The 15,142-nt window shown below is 44.2% G+C and carries 22 protein-coding genes; 7 read left to right on the forward strand and 15 right to left on the reverse strand.

Going from position 1 to position 15,142, the window contains the following annotated elements; translation table 11 throughout:
* Positions 1–27: 27 nt before the first annotated feature.
* The 8 genes from NFU07_RS01755 to NFU07_RS01790 form a co-directional block, all read right to left on the reverse strand.
* Positions 28–972, reverse strand: coding sequence for a thymidylate synthase (locus tag NFU07_RS01755; RefSeq protein WP_251473837.1), 945 nt, complete (start codon positions 970–972; stop codon positions 28–30).
* Between the two features lie 72 nt (positions 973–1,044).
* Complete coding sequence (locus NFU07_RS01760) at positions 1,045–1,638, reverse strand: YpjP family protein (RefSeq protein WP_235196371.1); 594 nt, start codon at positions 1,636–1,638, stop codon at positions 1,045–1,047.
* Between the two features lie 288 nt (positions 1,639–1,926).
* Positions 1,927–2,700 (reverse strand): class I SAM-dependent methyltransferase, encoded by a 774-nt coding sequence (locus NFU07_RS01765; protein WP_251473839.1) that lies wholly within the window; start codon positions 2,698–2,700, stop codon positions 1,927–1,929.
* On the reverse strand, positions 2,697–3,134 hold the full coding sequence (locus NFU07_RS01770; protein WP_251473842.1) for a BrxA/BrxB family bacilliredoxin: 438 nt from the start codon (positions 3,132–3,134) through the stop codon (positions 2,697–2,699). Before NFU07_RS01770 ends, NFU07_RS01765 begins: the two co-directional genes overlap by 4 nt.
* Positions 3,135–3,645: 511 nt before the next feature.
* Positions 3,646–3,936 (reverse strand): hypothetical protein, encoded by a 291-nt coding sequence (locus NFU07_RS01775; protein WP_251473844.1) that lies wholly within the window; start codon positions 3,934–3,936, stop codon positions 3,646–3,648.
* Positions 3,937–4,091: 155 nt separating this feature from the next.
* The gene (locus tag NFU07_RS01780) at positions 4,092–5,228 is read right to left on the reverse strand and encodes a conserved virulence factor C family protein (RefSeq protein ID WP_251473846.1); all 1,137 of its coding nucleotides are present in this window, start codon (positions 5,226–5,228) and stop codon (positions 4,092–4,094) included.
* A 26-nt stretch (positions 5,229–5,254) separates the two neighbouring features.
* Positions 5,255–7,138, reverse strand: coding sequence for an ABC-F family ATP-binding cassette domain-containing protein (locus NFU07_RS01785; RefSeq protein ID WP_235196376.1), 1,884 nt, complete (start codon positions 7,136–7,138; stop codon positions 5,255–5,257).
* The gene (locus tag NFU07_RS01790; protein WP_251473848.1) at positions 7,135–7,767 is read right to left on the reverse strand and encodes an HD domain-containing protein; all 633 of its coding nucleotides are present in this window, start codon (positions 7,765–7,767) and stop codon (positions 7,135–7,137) included. Before NFU07_RS01790 ends, NFU07_RS01785 begins: the two co-directional genes overlap by 4 nt.
* 162 nt (positions 7,768–7,929) lie before the next feature.
* Between NFU07_RS01790 and NFU07_RS01795 the strand changes: the two genes are divergently transcribed.
* Positions 7,930–8,136, forward strand: coding sequence for a cold shock domain-containing protein (locus NFU07_RS01795; protein WP_235196377.1), 207 nt, complete (start codon positions 7,930–7,932; stop codon positions 8,134–8,136).
* A 118-nt stretch (positions 8,137–8,254) separates the two neighbouring features.
* Here NFU07_RS01795 and NFU07_RS01800 read toward each other — a convergent pair whose 3' ends face one another.
* Positions 8,255–8,455 (reverse strand): zinc-finger domain-containing protein, encoded by a 201-nt coding sequence (locus NFU07_RS01800; RefSeq protein WP_235196378.1) that lies wholly within the window; start codon positions 8,453–8,455, stop codon positions 8,255–8,257.
* A gap of 144 nt (positions 8,456–8,599) precedes the next feature.
* On the opposite strand from NFU07_RS01800, the gene NFU07_RS01805 reads away from it, so the two are divergent.
* From NFU07_RS01805 to NFU07_RS01820, 4 genes are all read left to right on the forward strand, one after another.
* Complete coding sequence (locus NFU07_RS01805) at positions 8,600–9,283, forward strand: queuosine precursor transporter (RefSeq protein ID WP_251477025.1); 684 nt, start codon at positions 8,600–8,602, stop codon at positions 9,281–9,283.
* An 8-nt stretch (positions 9,284–9,291) separates the two neighbouring features.
* Positions 9,292–9,681, forward strand: coding sequence for a ribonuclease HI family protein (locus tag NFU07_RS01810; RefSeq protein WP_251473850.1), 390 nt, complete (start codon positions 9,292–9,294; stop codon positions 9,679–9,681).
* Between the two features lie 126 nt (positions 9,682–9,807).
* Positions 9,808–10,020: a hypothetical protein gene (locus NFU07_RS01815; RefSeq protein ID WP_235196381.1), complete on the forward strand. Its 213-nt coding sequence runs from the start codon at positions 9,808–9,810 to the stop codon at positions 10,018–10,020.
* Between the two features lie 14 nt (positions 10,021–10,034).
* Positions 10,035–10,352 (forward strand): hypothetical protein, encoded by a 318-nt coding sequence (locus NFU07_RS01820; protein WP_251473852.1) that lies wholly within the window; start codon positions 10,035–10,037, stop codon positions 10,350–10,352.
* Positions 10,353–10,360: 8 nt separating this feature from the next.
* Here NFU07_RS01820 and NFU07_RS17685 read toward each other — a convergent pair whose 3' ends face one another.
* Positions 10,361–10,483 (reverse strand): hypothetical protein, encoded by a 123-nt coding sequence (locus NFU07_RS17685; RefSeq protein WP_285835918.1) that lies wholly within the window; start codon positions 10,481–10,483, stop codon positions 10,361–10,363.
* Between the two features lie 73 nt (positions 10,484–10,556).
* Between NFU07_RS17685 and NFU07_RS01825 the strand changes: the two genes are divergently transcribed.
* Positions 10,557–11,585, forward strand: a complete 1,029-nt coding sequence (locus tag NFU07_RS01825) for a PQQ-dependent sugar dehydrogenase (RefSeq protein ID WP_251473854.1) — start codon at positions 10,557–10,559, stop codon at positions 11,583–11,585.
* Positions 11,586–11,633: 48 nt separating this feature from the next.
* Here the strand turns inward: NFU07_RS01825 and NFU07_RS01830 are convergent, their stop codons facing one another.
* From NFU07_RS01830 to NFU07_RS01840, 3 genes are read right to left on the reverse strand one after another with little or no spacing between them, the layout of a single operon-like run.
* On the reverse strand, positions 11,634–12,131 hold the full coding sequence (locus tag NFU07_RS01830) for a GNAT family N-acetyltransferase (protein WP_251473857.1): 498 nt from the start codon (positions 12,129–12,131) through the stop codon (positions 11,634–11,636).
* A 15-nt stretch (positions 12,132–12,146) separates the two neighbouring features.
* Positions 12,147–13,157, reverse strand: a complete 1,011-nt coding sequence (locus NFU07_RS01835; protein WP_251473859.1) for a S66 family peptidase — start codon at positions 13,155–13,157, stop codon at positions 12,147–12,149.
* 25 nt (positions 13,158–13,182) lie between these two features.
* Positions 13,183–13,389 carry a hypothetical protein gene (locus tag NFU07_RS01840; RefSeq protein ID WP_251473861.1) on the reverse strand — a complete coding sequence of 69 codons (207 nt, stop codon included), beginning with the start codon at positions 13,387–13,389 and terminating at the stop codon, positions 13,183–13,185.
* A gap of 183 nt (positions 13,390–13,572) precedes the next feature.
* Between NFU07_RS01840 and NFU07_RS01845 the strand changes: the two genes are divergently transcribed.
* Positions 13,573–14,217 (forward strand): SDR family oxidoreductase, encoded by a 645-nt coding sequence (locus NFU07_RS01845; RefSeq protein WP_251473862.1) that lies wholly within the window; start codon positions 13,573–13,575, stop codon positions 14,215–14,217.
* A 30-nt stretch (positions 14,218–14,247) separates the two neighbouring features.
* Here the strand turns inward: NFU07_RS01845 and NFU07_RS01850 are convergent, their stop codons facing one another.
* Both NFU07_RS01850 and NFU07_RS01855 read right to left on the reverse strand, forming a co-directional pair.
* Complete coding sequence (locus NFU07_RS01850; protein ID WP_251473863.1) at positions 14,248–14,505, reverse strand: hypothetical protein; 258 nt, start codon at positions 14,503–14,505, stop codon at positions 14,248–14,250.
* A 71-nt stretch (positions 14,506–14,576) separates the two neighbouring features.
* Positions 14,577–15,080, reverse strand: a complete 504-nt coding sequence (locus NFU07_RS01855; RefSeq protein ID WP_285835919.1) for a cupin domain-containing protein — start codon at positions 15,078–15,080, stop codon at positions 14,577–14,579.
* Positions 15,081–15,142: the final 62 nt, after the last annotated feature.

A 15,142-nucleotide genomic window follows, 5' to 3' on the forward strand; every position in this document is an offset into this window, starting at 1 on the left:
ACCCCTCCATTATTCGTCTGCAGCTGTTTATACCGCTACAGGTGCTTTAATGCGCGGATGTGGATCGTAACCTTCAACTTGAATGTCCTCAACTTTCAAATCGAATATCGAACCGACTTCTTCGTTTATTTTCAAGACCGGCAATTTTTTTGGATCGCGTGACAATTGCTCCTTCACTTGTTCCAGATGGTTTACATAAAGGTGGGTATCTCCAGTAGTATGAACGAAATCCCCCACTCCGAGTCCGCATTCCCGCGCAATGAGGTGCGTAAGCAATGCATAAGAAGCAATGTTAAAAGGAACCCCTAAGAAAACATCGGCACTGCGCTGGTACAGCTGGCAGGATAGCTTCCCGTCTGCGACATAGAACTGGAACATCGTGTGGCAAGGCGGAAGCGCCATATCATCAACGAATTCCGGGTTCCAGGCCGTCACCAAATGGCGGCGTGAATCAGGATTGTTTTTTATCGCATTGATCACATTTTTTAGCTGATCAATGGAACCGCCGTCTGTTTTAGCCCAAGAACGCCATTGTTGGCCATAAACCGGTCCAAGATCGCCGTATTTTTCAGCAAAGCCTGGATCTTCTAAAATCTTCTGCTGGAAAATTGCCATCTGCTCTTCGTATTCAGCTGAAAACTCCGGATCTTTCTGGGCGCGGCGGCCAAAGTCAGCCATGTCCGGCCCCTTATATTCATCGCTATTAACCCATTTTGCAAAAGCCCATTCATCCCAAATATGATTGTTTTCCGCAAGTAAAGTCTTTACATTTGTATCGCCTTTAATGAACCATAAGAGCTCTGAGACAATCAGGCGGAACGCCGTTTTTTTTGTAGTCATCAATGGGAAGCCTTCGTTTAGGTCGTATCTCATTTGATAGCCGAAAACACTCAAAGTGCCGGTTCCTGTCCGGTCTTCTTTTTTCGTGCCCTTGTCTAAAATATGCTTGCATAAATCCAAATATTGTTTCATTTTATTTCGCCTCCATTGTTATAGTTATCATAACAAAATCCCACAAAAAAAACCGTTACAAATGTAACGGTTTTAAGAAAGCCATTTAGGCGGCGTATTTTTGGACCAATAAATATCGCCGAGGGCAATATGCTGTTGGAAATTATCTTCTGCTACATGGTAATGGAAATTGAAGAAATAGCCTTCCAACGGTTTTTTCTCTGTTCTTACATGAAAACGAATCAGGTCTTTACTGGTTTCGCTGTTGTAAACGTGGAAAATTTTTTCCGCATGGTCTCCGGATGGCCGCTCAGAAATTGCCAACAGCCTTTGTTTATCGGGATCAAGTCCAGACAAATGGTCATTGATCGCCTGTTGGATATTCGGCAAGATCGATGTCTGGAATTCGTCTTGGATTACCGGGCCGATGCGTGAACCGAATTTGAGATAAGCCTGTTCTTCTGCGGCTTTATGTACAGTTTCCAAAACCGACTGGCTGCTGTAATAAAGTTCGCTTGGATCCAGAAAATCATATGTATATAGTTTTTCGTTGCCTTCTGCAGCTTGCGAATTGCTTGGTGCTTTATCCTCGAGCAAGTTTTCCCAAATCATATGGTTTGGGGAAATTGCCCCTAAAGTCAACACAGCAACTGCAATCATTAAAGACTTTTGCCACCAGCTTTTCATCCATATCACCCACAATTTTGAACATTTTAGTAACTCTATTGTTTATTTAAACGAATTTCTTGCGTAAAGGTTTCATCTTCTTGAAATTCATTGTACAATAAAATTAATCATATAGCTCTGTTTTTTCGAAAAAGGAGGAACTTTTCATGGATGCATCATTGCTTATCGGTCTAGGACTATTATTCATGCTTGGATATTTGACTTCATTAAACTTTACAGACTAAGAAAAAAACTTCCTAATCGCTTAGGAAGTTTTTTTCTGTCTAAAGCTTTTGCAAGATAAAATTTCTAACGGCAATCGATGACCCCGTAATGGAATTTCGTATTCGGCCGAATGCGTCTAATAAATCCGTACTGCTCGAAATCTGTTGAACGGAAATGAGCTTTTAAGACAACCGACTTCCTCGCAACCCGTACCGCTTGCACCACCCATTCTTCCGTCAATTGTCCCGCCTTTGCTGTCCCTCTGAGCGGAAGGAAATTTGAGGACTCTGAAATTTCTTCCGTGAACATGGGATCCATATAGACGACATCAACTGAATTATCTTCACGCGTCTTCAGAAATTCAACCGCATCCATTCCTACGACTTGAATCCTTTTCATCGCTTCGGTTAAATGTGGCATTGACTCATATTCTTGCAGCCCTTTCGCTACGACATACGCTAAAGTCGGATGGGCTTCACAGCCGATTACTTGGCCGTACGCTCCCACCTTTTGTGAAGCGACGATGGCGTCAGATGCCATTCCAAGCGTACAATCGATCAAACAATCTCCATCGGCCAATCCTGAAACCTCAATTAACGGATCCTGCTCAAGCGGCCGCTTTGTCCGGAATGCTGCCGAATTTGGATGAAAAAAGAACGGCTCCGCTTTACCCAATGGGTAAAACTCGAGCCGTTCTTTTGCAGCAACCAATACATCGGCTTGTTCATCAGACTGAATCCGTTCAATCGAGCGTTTCCGCCGGAGCACAAAAGGAATGCCCAAATCGGACGCTACCTGCGCTGCCAGTTCATCCGTCTTTTGATTCGGCCGGTATGCAGTGGTCACAATCGTCTTCACTCGCCAGCAACCTGCTCAAGCACTTGCGTCAAATGGTCGCGGATATGCTCAACATCATGATCTTCAATTTGCTCGCGCGGAATGAAATAAGCGAGTTGCCCATCTTTCACAACCGCAATTGAAGGTGAAGAAGGCGGTACATCTTCAAAATAATTGCGCATCTGTGCAGTCGCTTCTTTGTCCTGTCCAGCAAACACTGTCACTAAGTGATTCGGTTTGGCATCTGTCTGCTGCAATGCTTCGATCACCGCGGGACGTGCAAGACCTGCTGCACAACCGCATACCGAATTGATCACCACTAAGCTTGTTCCTTCGGCTTCACTCATATGTTCATTTACTTGTTCTGCAGTCAATAGTTCTTTAAAGCCATGAGACGTCAATTCTTGCCGCATCGGCACAACGATGCCTTTCATGTATTCATCATATGCGTTCATTTCAGATACCCCCTGTTTCTTATATTCTCTTCCATTCTAACTTACTTGATCACAGGATTCACTTTTTCTTGCTTACAGTAAGGTTTTTAAAATCTCCCGCCATTCCAAATGGAGACCTATAATTTTACTTAATGCGCCTTTTTTGAAAGCGCTTGGGTCAATATAATTCCGACTATACTAATTAAAAGGGCCGCCGAGGCATAATTCTCTATGGAGGCTATTGCAATTCCTAAGTTTCTGTACATACCAATAAAGTTCGATAGAGCCGAATCGTTATCAAGGCGCGGTGCTTCAGATACTACTAGCCAATCAGGAGCCATTATCAAGAACGAGAAGATTCCGATACTGATCAACAAATTTTTTAGAACGCTCATTTTCTATCGCCCCTCTCCTATAACAAGTATAGCACTTCACAAAATTTAGAAAAATAGCTTAAATTTACCTATCATCATATTTAAGTTTTCTCATTTATTTCTGCGAATGAAAAAAGCATCTCCCAAGGAGACGCTTTTTACTCGCTGTAATTATTATTGATGTATTCCAGAATTTTTTCATAGGACTCTGCATCATACCATTCATAAGGAACGGTTTGTGAAACGCCGTCTTTTTTAATCTGCAGGCTTGTTGCAGATAGTTGGACGATGCGTGTATCTTCTACATTATCTCGGTCTTCGATTTCATGTCCTTTGAACTTGTTTTTTACATCCTCGTAGAATTCGTTGCGCTTTTCCTCACCGCCAAAATCCCATGATTCGTATTTGCCTTGGTGCAATAATTCGATTGAATAGATATCTTCTCCCATTGGCTCGCCCCCATTTGATTGACTGTTATAATTGATTGCCCATTCTAGTATTACTTGCAGTTTACCTCTTACTCTGGAGTTGAAAACCTCGAATCCTGATAAAAAAGGAGCCGGAAGCTCAATCTGCTTGGCAGACGCACTTCCGGCTCCTATTTTTATTTTTCTTCTTTCATCGCCTGTCTAGCTTCGGTCATTTGTTTCCAAACTGAGCCTTTTGCATCTTCGCCTTGTTCGATGCGGGCAATTGCCATTTTGATTTGAAGTTTCACTTCAAATTCCGGGTCGTTCTCCGCTTCTTTTAAAGCGGGCAATGCCGCTTCCGTTCCAGTTTCGTAAAGGAACATTGCCGCACGCCAGCGGACCAATTTGTTTTTATCTTTTAAGATTTCCATCATAATCGGCTCAAACTCTTCGAAGCCGAGGTCGCTGATCGTGTCTCCCGCTGTTCTGCGGACCGCCCAGCTTTTGTCTCTCATCGCAAGCTCCAGATAAGGGACCACCGCTTTATCCTTGATGTCTCCGAGGAAAATCGCTGCTTGCCGGCGAATGGACATTTTTTCGTCCTGCAAAGCTCGTTCCAATAGCGGCAAATCGCTGAGCTCCCCTTCGTTCATCTGCTCGAGCAATTGGAAGCGCGTTTGCCAGTCCGGTGTATCGAATTCCTCCAAAGACACTTTTCTGCCGCGGGCAACCGGCTCCACTTGTTCAGAGGACCGGTCTTTCTCGATGATCGCTTCAAGCCTCTCCTGAGGATAAGCCGCTTCCAATTCTTCTACCACTTGCTTGCCGATCTCTTCTTTGTCGCCGTAGCGGACGCCGTAGTCTGCCCACTTCCGCTGCAATAAGTAATTTTCTTCCGTTGGATCCATAACTGTACTCATGGCAGTCACAAAGCGTTCCGCCATCGCAAAACGCTTTTCTGATGCACTGTCAAAAACTTTCACTTGCAGCGGAATGCCTTTGAATTGCTGGACATGGACATAGACTTCGCCGTAATGTTCATCTATTTCGATTTCATCATTCGTGGTACTGTTCGTGCCGCCGAAAACATTGCGGACAGCCGCTAAAATGTTTTCCCAGTCAAATTTGGAAAGACGTTCAACTGCCAGAAAGTCGGCTACATGATAAACGCCTTTCACGCCGTCGATGGCCAAAATTTGCTGGATCTCTGCCGGTGCACCTTCTGAATTATCTTTATTGTAATTATGGCTTTTGCCGAACGGCAATTCCTGATCGATGATCACTTTCATCGTATTCGGGCTTGGTGTCGGTTCAATTGTAATAATCTTCACAAAGTATCCCTCCTGCATTTATTCCATTAGGATTCAGCGATTTCCTGAAGATAAGTCCATCGCTCAATCTTTTCGTCGTATTTCGCAGTTAGTTCATCCACTTCCAACGTCAAGCGGTTCAATTTTTCAAAATCCGCTCCGGCTGTGGCCATTTCTTCTTCGCAGCTTTCGATTTTCGCTTCAATTTCTGCAATTTCGTCAAGAATTCCGTTGTATTCCCGCTGCTCATTGAACGTCAATTTCTTTTTTGGCTGCTGTTTTTTAGGCGCCTCTTGTTCAACCGGTTCTACAAATTCCGGAACCTCGGCTGCCGGTTCCGCTTTTTCTTTGATAAAGTCGGAATACAAACCTTGGTATTCGAGAATTTGACCAGTACCGGTTGTCCATAGTTTCCGGGCGATCCGGTCCAGGAAGAACCTATCGTGGGAAATCGTAATAACGACGCCTGGGAAGTTTTCCAGAAAGTCTTCGAGTACTGAAAGCGTCTGGATATCCAAGTCATTCGTCGGCTCATCGAGCAGTAGAATGTTTGGCTGCTCCATCAATAGTTTAAGCAAATACAGGCGCTTCCGCTCACCGCCGGACAATTTGCCGATCTGTGTCCCATGGGCATTGGAAGGGAATAAAAACCGTTCCAGCATCTGTGTGGCAGACAAGCGCACGCCTTTTGCCGCTTCATAATCGCTTGAAATTTCCTGGATGTATTCGATCATGCGCTGGGATTCATCCATTTCCGGCAAATGCTGCGTGAAGTGGGCAATCTTCACCGTACTTCCGTATTCGATTTTGCCTTCTGTCGGTTCATACTCTCCTGCCAAAATCTTCAATAATGTCGATTTGCCGGCGCCATTTGGTCCGACAATTCCGATGCGGTCGCCGCCTTGCAAAAGAAAATCGAAATTCCGGAAAATGACTTTATCGCCGAATGCCATCGAAAGATTTTCGCCTTCAATGATTTTCTTGCCGAGCCGCTGGCTTTGCATCGATAATTCAAGCGAAGTATTGTCATTCTCTTTTTGGACATTTTCTTTGATTTCCTCAAAGCGCTGGATACGGGCTTTTTGTTTCGTCGAGCGCGCTTTTGCGCCGCGGCGAATCCACTTCAATTCAGAACGGAACCGGTTTTCCAGCTTTTGCTGGGAACTCGCTGCCATTTCGTCCCTAATCGCTTTATTTTCAAGATAGTCCCCGTAATTCCCTTTATGGGTATACATCGTCTGATCTGCCAGTTCGAAAATATGGGTAGAAACGGCATCGAGGAAATAACGGTCGTGTGTAACAAACAGCATCGCGCTGCCCATCCGCAGAAGCGTTTCCTGCAGCCACTCGGTCGAAATCGCATCAAGATGGTTGGTCGGCTCATCCAGCAAGATCAAATCAGCCGGTTCAATCAACGCTTTTGCCAAAGCTACACGCTTTTTCTGGCCGCCCGACAATTCGCCGACCGGCGCATCGAACATATCGATGCCAAGCTTCGTCAATGCCGTTTTAGCCAATGCGTTGATGTCCCAAGCATTTTCCTGCTCCATGCCTTCCTGTATCTTCATCAGTTCATCCTGCAGCTCAGTCGAACTGGAATCAACCATCATGTTTTTCAATGCCCGTTCATAAGAACGGTTTAAGGCAAGAATCGGCGAATCCCCGGAAAACACGGTTTCCAAAACCGTCAGCGATTCGTCGAATTCCGGCTCTTGTTTCAAATACGTGATCTGGTATTTTTTCGGGTGGTCCATCGACAAGGAATCAGCTTCCATTTCACCTGCCAAAATGGACATTAGCGTGGACTTCCCTGTTCCATTGACGCCGATCAATCCGGCGCGCTCACCCGGATACAAAGAAAACTCTACGTTTTTAAAAAGCGTTTTCGCTCCTACTGTTTTTGTTAAATTATTGATAATTAAATGGCTCATTGATTCCCATCCGTTTCTTTTTTAAGTTGCTCTAAAAAGGATATCATAAACTGATGGCGTTCTTCAGCGATATGCTTCCCGGTTTCCGTATTCATATGGTCTTTCAGCAATAATAATTTCTCGTAAAAATGGGTGGCGCTGCTTGTCGGTTTTGACCGGTACTCTTCTTCGGTCATTTTGTGCCTTGGCTGCTCTTCCCAATCATACAATCTGCGCCCTTTTGCACCGCCATATGCAAAGGTTCTGGCAATGCCGACAGCCCCGATCGCATCAAGCCGGTCCGCATCCTGGACGATTTCCGCTTCAATTGACGCCGCCTCTACACCGTTCCCTCCTTTGAAGGATACCGAATCAATCACGGCCTTTATTTTTTCCCGCTGGCCAGCTGTCAAATCGAGGCCCTGCAAAATTTCCGATTCCAGGTCTTCTCCAGGTTTTCTATATTTCGGATCTGATACATCATGAAGCAGCACTGCCATTTCAACGATCAAAGCATCCGCTTGCTCTTTTTCCATCAGCAATCTGGCATTTTGCCGAACCCGTTCAATATGCTGCCAATCATGGCTTGCATCAAAATTTTCATAAATTGTTTTAACTTGATTCTCACATTGCTCTATTAACTTTTGCATCGATTGGTGGACCCCTTTTCTTCTATTATAGCTTTTCTCCGCTTCCTTTGCCCGCTACTTGGCGAAAGATTGACGATTTATACCGCTTCCTGTATAGTTTAATCCAACCGAAACCGGTTTTTTCATGGTACCGCTACAATATCAATAATAGGGGGAACGTGCATGCACCAGGGAACAGTGAAATGGTTTAATACGGAAAAGGGTTATGGCTTTATCGAGTATAATGATGGCGATGACGTGTTCGTCCATTTTACCGGCATTCAAGGCGATGGCTTTCGTACACTGCAAGAAGGCAAGACCGTCTCCTTTGAAATTATTGATGGGAATCGCGGGCCCCAAGCCGCTAATGTAATTGAAATTGAAAGTTGACTATTACTATGTTTAATATGGAAGGCCGGTTTAAGGCCTTTTTTCTTTGTCAAAGCCATAGAAAAGCCGGGAGCGAAGTGGTTCGCATCCCGGCTTTTTTGTGATTTATCCAATAAACTTACGATTTATGTTCCGTGCCGATCTTATTTAACTCATTCCCTAAAAACTGCAGCTGTGTCCCGACTGAACAATGGCTGATGCAAAAACGGTGGGCAGCTGTCTTGCCCTGCTCTTTGCGTATTTGCTTGCGAACGAAACATCCTTCGCAATAAGTTTCCATCATTTCATCAATCTCATTGATTATTGAAAGCTTGTTCAAACTGTCACCCCTTCAAAATGCCATTCGTTTATTTTACTCCTAATTTGTCTTTTTTTGCAACAATCGTTATACTGGCAAAGGACATTTTTTATGTGTTAGCGGTTCGTAAACTCCCGCTTTACCAAAACTAAGGAGGAAATTATGTTGTTTAACGAGTTTTTAGGCCTCGGCTTTGCCGTGGTCAACTTTGTCTTGCTGCTGATTATGTACAAATTCTTCGGCAAGACCGGATTATTTGCCTGGGTAGCGATTTCAACGGTGCTCGCGAATATCCAAGTAACCAAAACGATCGAAATCATCGGTTTGACAGCAACACTCGGCAATAGCCTATATGCCTCAACGTTTCTTGCAACCGATATCCTGAATGAAAAATACGGCAAGAAAGAAGCGAAAAAAGCGGTTTGGCTTGGATTTTCATCTTTGCTGATCATGGTTATCGTTATGCAGCTGGGCATCAAATTCATTCCGGATGAAAGCGATATTGCCAATGAAGCGCTTCAGACGATTTTCGGTTTGGTTCCTCAAATTGCCATTGCCAGTATGATCGCATATCTCACAAGCCAACATTTGGATGTCTTGATCTTTACGGCTCTCCGGAAAGTATTTCCGAAAGACAGCCAGTTCTGGATCCGGAATAACGGCTCAACGCTGATCAGCCAGCTGCTTGATACGCTGATTTTTACGAGCATCGCTTTTTACGGCGTGTTTCCGTTCGATGTTTGGCTTCAAATTTTCATCTCAACTTATATACTGAAATTTATCGTATCCGTTCTTGATACGCCTTTTGGATATATCGCAAAAGCAATTACCCCCATTGACGAAAAGTAGGTGATTCCATGCTTGAAGTGTTTATCGATGCTGCTACTGCCGGGTCTCCACAAGTCAGCGCGGTCGGCGTTTTCATCCGGGGTGAAGGTCATTTGATCAAATGGAGCGGCTATATCGGGGAAATGGATAACCATACTGCAGAGTTTACCGCGTTGGTGAAAGGGCTTGAACTAGCCAAAGAATTGACGAGCGGCATGGTCTCCATTAAATCGGATTCACAAGTGGCTGTCGAAGCGTTTGAACGGGGGTTCATAAAGAACCCGAAATTCAAGCCTCTGCTCGAACAAGCACTTCAATTGTCCGGTTCTTTCGAATACTGCTTCATCAAATGGATTCCAGACTCCCAAAACCGCGCAGCGGACGACTTGGCGAGAAAAGAGTTGCGTGCAAACAAGTAATTTGAAAGTTATTATTCGTTTTTCGGCCGCTATCCTTGTGATAGCGGTTTTTCTTTTCGACTTGCCTAAAGACGTGTGAAAATAATTCTGCTAAACTTAACTCAGCATGTCTATTGGAGGAATTAGATGAAATTCAATTTAGGAACGGCACTCGATATTTTCATTCTATTGATTGGACCGTGGATTCTTTACACACGTGTGCTTGAGATCTTGGAAAATGGCGTTTCCGCCTATCCCGTCATTTCGATCATCATCGTTACGCTGGCACTCGTTTTTTCTGTAGCCAACCTTTATAAGGCGATTACCGACAGGCAGCGAAAGAATTCCAATAAAAAGTGAAAAGGTGAGTTTTCTTGAATTCATTACTGTTTTATTTTGTTCCGCTCCTTATTTTTGGCGTCATCAATAATTTGATCGGCGAGTTTTCCTGGCCCTATTATTTGGTGCTTTTGCTGGCATTCTTGATGTTCCAGCTTGCACAGCTCCGCTATCAAAAAAATGCCGTGCCGGGAATTGCTAAAATTTCGCAAGGCTTATTCTATGTATTGGCTGTAGCCACAATTTTTAGAGATCAATTTTTGAACGTCACGCTAGTTAACGTGTTGATTGCCATCACCTTAGCTGCAGTAATTCTGGAAATAATGCAGAACCGAAAAAAACCGTCGCAATGACGGTTTTTTTATTTGGTGAAATACCATACCAAAATTAGAACGATGGCAACGATCACCCAAGTAGCAATGCGGATCTGATTTCGTTTTTTGCGGATTTCCGCTTCTTCTTTAACGTCTTTCATTAAGGACATGCGCTTGCCTCCCTCCTTTCTAATTCCTTTTGCACGGCCCCTTCGCTTATGATGGACAAAAGGAGGTTTTGTTATGAAAAAAATTCTTTTTTCCTTGCTTCCCCTCATTATACTAGCCGCCTGCCAAGATGCACCAGCAAATACAGATGAAGCGGACGTGCCGTTTGATGAAATTGCTGCCAATCTTGAAACCCCTTGGTCCATCAATAAAACGGGAGAGGCCTTTTACATTTCCGAGCGTCCTGGAACCATCGCTCATATTGACGAAGAAGGCACGTTAACTCGCCAGGAAGTCGATTTTTCAGATCCGCTTTCATCTGCAGCTGAAGCAGGATTTCTCGGATTTGCCCTGTCACCGGATTTTGTGGATTCCAAGGAAGCCTATGGCTATTACGTTTATGAACAAGACGGGGATTCGTATAATAAGATCGTTCAGTTGAAGCTCGAAGGAGATGTCTGGAGCGAAACTGCCATTTTACTCGAGGACATCCCGACCGGCAATGTCCACCACAGCGGCCGGCTTGAATTCGACGAAGATGGCACACTTTTTGCTACAATCGGCGATGCATCCAATCCGGATTTGGCACAGGATCCGGACGCTGTAAACGGCAAAATCTTAAAGCTTAATGAATCAGGCGAATTTGAAATTTATACACTCGGCCATCGCAATCCCCAAGGCATTGCCTGGCATGATGGCAATATGTTCGCTGCTGAACATGGCCAGTCAGCAAATGATGAAATCAATCAAATTGAAGAAGGCAAGAATTATGGTTGGCCGTTCATTGAAGGAATGGAAACGGAAAGCGGGCTTGAAACCCCATTATTTACGACCGGCGATGACGAAACTTGGGCACCGAGCGGCATTACGGCCCACAATGGCTTATTGTACATTGCCGCTTTGAGGGGCACGGCTATCAAAATTCTTGACTTGGAAACAAACGAACTGGTTGATTCCCTCGAAGGCTTTGGCCGCGTACGCGATGTATTTTCAGATGGTGAAGCCCTTTATTTCATTACGAATAATACGGACGGCCGCGGAACCCCGACAGAAGGTGATGATAAACTTTACCAGCTGTTTCCAAGATCAGAATTTGCAAAATAAAAAGAGTGGACCCAGCGATTTTTTCATCGTTGTGTCCACTCTTTTTCCTTACAAAAATTTCACCATGAGGTCTTCATCAATATAACGGCTTTCCACTTTCATCGAACGATATTCGGTACCGTATTTTTCAAATCCGCTGCGTTTGCATAATTCGATGGCGGATTCGTTATCTGTAACGACCGCTAAGTATAATTGTTCTAAGCCTTCTAAGCTTTTCGCATGTTCAATCAACGCATCCATCAACCGGCTCGCAATCCTCCGGCCTCTAGCAGAAGGCGTAACGTACACCGCGACTACATTTGCACGATGCTGCAGCTTAGCCGCTGTATGGCGCTTTAACGTGACATTCCCTAATAACCTGCCCCCGACAAAAGCGCCGAAAGTGGTGGCTGAAGGCGAAGAAAGCTGCTCCGCTGTCATCTCGACCGGTTTATCCAGCGCTTCTTCTAATGTTGCACCAAATGCATCCGGTGCCAGCATCAATGCCTCGATGCGAAGTTCACGGTAAAATTCGGCATCTTCTGCTGTTAAAATTCGGATTTCCATTCATTTCCGTCCTTTTCACTTGAATTCCTGAGTAACTTTACCTTTTCCATTTTCAACATCGATAACGGCATAAGCTCCATTGACGAATGTAATTTGCGGGGGAACATGTCCTAAATCGATATCGTAGGCAATCGGAACGCCTAGCTCATCTGACAGGTCTTCGTATAATTTTTCAATGGTATAGCCGCCGACTGCTTCGTTTGCAGCACTTCTTCCAAAGACGATGCCGGAGATATGGTTAAACCATCCTGCATATTTCATCTGCGTCAAAGAACGCTTTAGATCCGCTACGTTCATTTCACAGTTTTCCAAATACCATATGACTGGCTCTCCTGGAATGTGCGCTTCCCTAAAAGCCTCAATATTTCCATAAGGCGTGCCGATTATATGGCGAATAACGTCGATACAGCCTCCTAGAAGCCGTCCTGAAAATTGTTCCGCTTCTCCAGACACCGTTTTCCAAGCCGTAGGTTCAGTTAAATGAAAAACGACCGGCGATGGATCCTCATGATCCCATTTCTCCTGAAATTTTTCTGATGAAACTTGGCTGATGGAACCGTCTTTTTTAGTTTGAAGCACCTTGAGCCATTTCGCTGTCGTGTCATCGGATTCCGGACCGCGCAAATCGATGAGGTTGGTGCCATGTGCAGTTGCCAACCCTGTCTTCAAGGTAATCGCGAGCAGCAGCAAGCTGATATCCGAATATCCCATCACCCACTTTTCAGGGAGCGCCTCGAAATCCAGATGTTCAAGCACCTCAATCAGCAATTCACCGCCCCATGGCGGCATGATCAAATCCACCGTTTCATCGTTGAGCATTTCCATGAGCTCTTCGGCCCGTGTTTCTGCATCTGCAGACTTGGCTTCTGATTGAGTCCAAGCCGTCTCTCCGACTTTCAATTTGAAATTCCGTTCCTCTAATCGCTCAATCGCCGATCGAAGAACTTCATGATCATCCGGCCCCACTCCTGACGAAGGGGCAGTAACACCGATCACTTTAATTTCCCGTGCTGGATATCGAATCATAGCGAATCTCCTTTTAAATTTGTCGTTATGTAAATGATACGAGTAGATACAGCATTCCGCAAAGGATAACTCCGCCTAAGATAAATAAGAAAGTTTGAGTAATAAAGTCCCAAAAAGGGCTTTTTTCTTTATCCAAAGGTTTACCGCTCATGTGTGCTACGCCAAAGGAAAGGCCTGATGAATCATTATGTTTATTGAATTTCACATTCTTTTTTGCATTTTCCGAGTTCATTTAGTACCTCCAGAAATCGTTTATTGTCAAAAAAAAGAGATTAGTTACATTATACTAAAGACACTTTAGATATAAAGAAAAATTTTACGAAATTCACGATAAATGAATTGTGGTTCAGCAGATTAAAGAAAATCATGGAGGGTATGGAAAGAGTAAACGCAGATCTTTAAAGGAGGAAACGCAATGAAAGTATTAGTTGTAGGAGCAAACGGCCAGATCGGCAGGCATTTTGTTAAACTATTGGCAGACAGCCCCGACCATACGCCAATTGCGATGATTCGTATGGAAGAACAAATCAGCTATTTTAATAGTTTGAATGTCGAAACGGTCGTGACGAGTTTAGAGGGCAGTGTGGAGGAGATTGCTTCAGCCATGGAAGGCTGCGACGCTGTCGTTTTCACTGCCGGCAGCGGCGGCGGTACAGGCGCTGACAAAACCTTGCTCATTGATCTTGACGGCGCTGCAAAAACCATTGAAGCGGCAAGCCAGACAGGAACCGACCGCTTCCTGATGATCAGTGCAATCCATGCTGACCGGCGGGAAATGTGGGGCGATGACATTGCGCCTTACTACGTAGCGAAGCACCATGCAGATAATATCCTGCGTGCAAGCGGATTGACCTATACCATCATCCGCCCGGGCCTTTTAACCAATGATCCGGGTACCGGACGCATCAAAGCGACCGAATATGTAGACGCCGGGCCGATCCCAAGAGAAGATGTTGCAAAAGTCCTTTTGCACTCACTCGACAATCTCCATGTATTCAATAAAACATTTGAAATCATCTCTGGCGATGACGAAATAGAAGAAGCATTAAATCGCCTATAAAAAAACGGATCTCTCAATGAGATCCGTTTTTTATGCCTGCACTTGTTCTTTCACTTTCAGGTTTTTTATCCCTAAAACCACTTGGAAAACGAATGCAATAGAACAAATGACAATTGCTGCCCATCCCAAATTGGTAATCGGCTGCTGCAGGACTGTGCGCAAAACAATCAGAAGCAGCATTGCAGATAAAGCAAAATTAACGATATACGGCTTATCGTAAAATTTCTTTAAGGAAATTCCGGCAAATATGGCTACTGCGATGATCAATAATGATAAAACCATTTCCATAACTCGACCTCATTTTTCTCTCATTTCCCTTAGAATAGCATATTTTCAAATAATTCGATATAGTCTTTCGCTTATGGAATGTCTTCGTAAGCTAAGCGTTCGATGATTTCCTGATGCTGCGGATAATACTGCATCAATTGCTGTTGGGTAAAGAGTTCGAAATCTTTAAAATCGAAACCAGGTGCTACCATGCACCCTACGAGAGAAAATGAATTTTCACTGTCCACTGTCGAGCCGAAAATACTGCCTTTTTTAACTAGCACTTGCGGTTTTTCCCCGTCCGCGATTCCAATCCCCAATCGCTCTTGCCGATAGTGCCCTTTTTCGTCGATCATGTGCACAGTCAATGCACTGCCCGCATGAAAATACCAAAGTTCATCCGACTTCAATCGATGGAAATGAGAAAAGTCCTCGGATCTCAACAAAAAATAAATGCTCGTGTACAGCGGTCTTTCACCGTCATGCGTAGCAAATTCCATCTGGTTTATTGACGTGAAAGAAGATTTGTAATAGCCGCCTTCCGGATGCTTTTCCATTTGTAAAAATTCAATCCACTGTTTTGCTTCGATTTTCAATTCCTCCAATTTCAATTATAAGTTTACATAACAATATTATTACCCGTAAATTAATTTATTAT

The organism is Planococcus sp. NCCP-2050 (assembly GCF_023708025.1).
GTDB lineage: Bacteria > Bacillota > Bacilli > Bacillales_A > Planococcaceae > Planococcus.

What these genes read in the sequence shown, in the direction of transcription:
- NFU07_RS01755 (WP_251473837.1), bottom strand. Translation starts at nt 972, where the DNA reads ATGAAACAATATTTGGATTTATGCAAGCATATTTTAGACAAGGGCACG.
- NFU07_RS01760 (WP_235196371.1), bottom strand. Translation starts at nt 1,638, where the DNA reads ATGAAAAGCTGGTGGCAAAAGTCTTTAATGATTGCAGTTGCTGTGTTG.
- NFU07_RS01770 (WP_251473842.1), bottom strand. Translation starts at nt 3,134, where the DNA reads ATGAACGCATATGATGAATACATGAAAGGCATCGTTGTGCCGATGCGG.
- NFU07_RS01775 (WP_251473844.1), bottom strand. Translation starts at nt 3,936, where the DNA reads ATGGGAGAAGATATCTATTCAATCGAATTATTGCACCAAGGCAAATAC.
- NFU07_RS01785 (WP_235196376.1), bottom strand. Translation starts at nt 7,138, where the DNA reads ATGAGCCATTTAATTATCAATAATTTAACAAAAACAGTAGGAGCGAAA.
- NFU07_RS01790 (WP_251473848.1), bottom strand. Translation starts at nt 7,767, where the DNA reads ATGCAAAAGTTAATAGAGCAATGTGAGAATCAAGTTAAAACAATTTAT.
- NFU07_RS01795 (WP_235196377.1), top strand. Translation starts at nt 7,930, where the DNA reads ATGCACCAGGGAACAGTGAAATGGTTTAATACGGAAAAGGGTTATGGC.
- NFU07_RS01810 (WP_251473850.1), top strand. Translation starts at nt 9,292, where the DNA reads ATGCTTGAAGTGTTTATCGATGCTGCTACTGCCGGGTCTCCACAAGTC.
- NFU07_RS01815 (WP_235196381.1), top strand. Translation starts at nt 9,808, where the DNA reads ATGAAATTCAATTTAGGAACGGCACTCGATATTTTCATTCTATTGATT.
- NFU07_RS17685 (WP_285835918.1), bottom strand. Translation starts at nt 10,483, where the DNA reads ATGTCCTTAATGAAAGACGTTAAAGAAGAAGCGGAAATCCGCAAAAAA.
- NFU07_RS01825 (WP_251473854.1), top strand. Translation starts at nt 10,557, where the DNA reads ATGAAAAAAATTCTTTTTTCCTTGCTTCCCCTCATTATACTAGCCGCC.
- NFU07_RS01830 (WP_251473857.1), bottom strand. Translation starts at nt 12,131, where the DNA reads ATGGAAATCCGAATTTTAACAGCAGAAGATGCCGAATTTTACCGTGAA.
- NFU07_RS01835 (WP_251473859.1), bottom strand. Translation starts at nt 13,157, where the DNA reads ATGATTCGATATCCAGCACGGGAAATTAAAGTGATCGGTGTTACTGCC.
- NFU07_RS01840 (WP_251473861.1), bottom strand. Translation starts at nt 13,389, where the DNA reads ATGAACTCGGAAAATGCAAAAAAGAATGTGAAATTCAATAAACATAAT.
- NFU07_RS01845 (WP_251473862.1), top strand. Translation starts at nt 13,573, where the DNA reads ATGAAAGTATTAGTTGTAGGAGCAAACGGCCAGATCGGCAGGCATTTT.
- NFU07_RS01850 (WP_251473863.1), bottom strand. Translation starts at nt 14,505, where the DNA reads ATGGAAATGGTTTTATCATTATTGATCATCGCAGTAGCCATATTTGCC.